At 55.1% G+C, this 1,693-nt stretch carries 1 protein-coding gene; it reads right to left on the reverse strand.

The window, feature by feature from the left end; translation table 11 throughout:
- Window positions 1-94: 94 nt before the first annotated feature.
- The coding region (locus tag V7680_RS15600) for a chromosome partitioning protein ParB (RefSeq protein ID WP_335654169.1) at window positions 95-1,693 on the reverse strand (1,599 nt) is incomplete at its 5' end.

A 1,693-nucleotide genomic window follows, 5' to 3' on the forward strand; every position in this document is an offset into this window, starting at 1 on the left:
GTAACCGCCTACTGCCATGATTTTGATGAAAAGAAGCGGCTTGCCTTAAAAAGGCAAGCCGCTTCAGCCAGAAGACCACCTGTCAGGAGGAGGATCAGGCAGCCTTGTCGGCTATCTCTGGAATATCTTCTGATGCGCCGGCTTCCGAAGCTTCATCTTCCAAAACTTCATCAGCCGCAGACAAATCAGCAAAGCGCATCGCATCGGGAACCCACCGCGCAGCTTGCTGTTTGACTTCAGCCTCTGCGATGAAGTTTCCGGAGAAGATGCGTTCGGCGGTTGCTGCAAGATCGGATTTTTTGGACGCGCCGTAGCGGTTTGAAAGCTCCAAACCGCCGACCTCATGCATGCCGTCAAGCGTTTTGGCCTTGGGTACACGGTCAAAATAATTGGCCGCAGTCGGTCGCCACCAAGCCGCCATATCGATTTCCAAGATACCGCCCAGATAATCGTGCATTGAAACTTGGCGATCGCCTTCAACATTCAGGCTCGCAATCAGCGTTCGCGAGACAACATGGCCGAGCCACGCGCTGCGCGCGTCATCGCTGAGCTCCCGAAATGCCACGAAACGCTCGACATCGGTAGTGCTAGCTTTCCAACTTTCATCCAGCGATCCGCGCAATTCCGCTAGGCTTGCACTTGCCGGTGCATCCTTTGCCTCGAAATTATGCGCCGGACCATTTGCAACAGGGCCTTTCAGCGTCGATGCCTCCTGTGCCCGCCAGTCATGGCTGTCGCTATCCGCAAGCGTAAAGATCATAAAATCGAGCGCGAGCGCCGGATCGCTTGCCACATGAAGCGACAAAATATCGCGCCGCTGCATCGCCAGTTCATCGACAAGGCGTTTGGAAAGCGCCGTGCGCTTGGGTTGGGCGGCCTCGCCTTCCTCGACTAGTTCAACGCCTTCATCTTCATGCTCGACATCAACCTTGTCCGTATAATATTGCGGAACCAATGTCGGTATCCCGTCGTTACCAAGTGCCAGAAAAGCGCCTGCTTCGCTGCGAAGCGCATCGGCCAGAACTGGTTTGCGATCATCCAGCGAGCGCATTTCCTGTTCGATTTCCGACACGCGTTTCTCGGCTGCGAAAACGTCATCTTCGCTGCTGTCTTCATTTTCGAGGATGACAGCTTCGCCGTCATATTCGATTTCCAATTCAGACAGACGCGCGATTGCCTCCTCGCTAAGCGGTTCAAGCTCGGTAGGAAGCCGGTTCAAGCCTTCGACAAGTTCATGCGAGACATAACAGTCGAGCGTCGGCTTTACCCAAGCAAGACCATGCTGATCTTTGATCTCGTCGGATCGCCATTCCATTTTCTCAGCAGCGAGACGTTCAAGAAGAGCAACGTCAACCCAGCTTTCAGTTTCATCATCATCGAAGAGCTCCCGGTCGATCTTGCCGCCTGCCTCGAGATAAGCATCGCGTCCGACCAGAACGGCGCGGGGATCGCTGGCCTGGACACTGGCGTCCAGAACCATGCGCCGGATGCTGTCGGAATTTACGCTGTAATATCCTCCAGAGACTTCCTCGAACACCTGGGCCTGACGTTCGACATCCGAGGTCGCGCCGTAAGCTTTTGCAATATCAAGCGTGATGTCACCGCTTGCCAACGCCTCAAAAACCACTGGTGCGAGCTTGGCGAGCCGCAAACGCCCTTCGACAAAGCGAACGGTCTGACCAAAGCGAATGGC

It is taken from the genome of Parasphingorhabdus sp., assembly GCF_036963705.1.
Classification (GTDB): Bacteria; Pseudomonadota; Alphaproteobacteria; order Sphingomonadales; family Sphingomonadaceae; genus Parasphingorhabdus.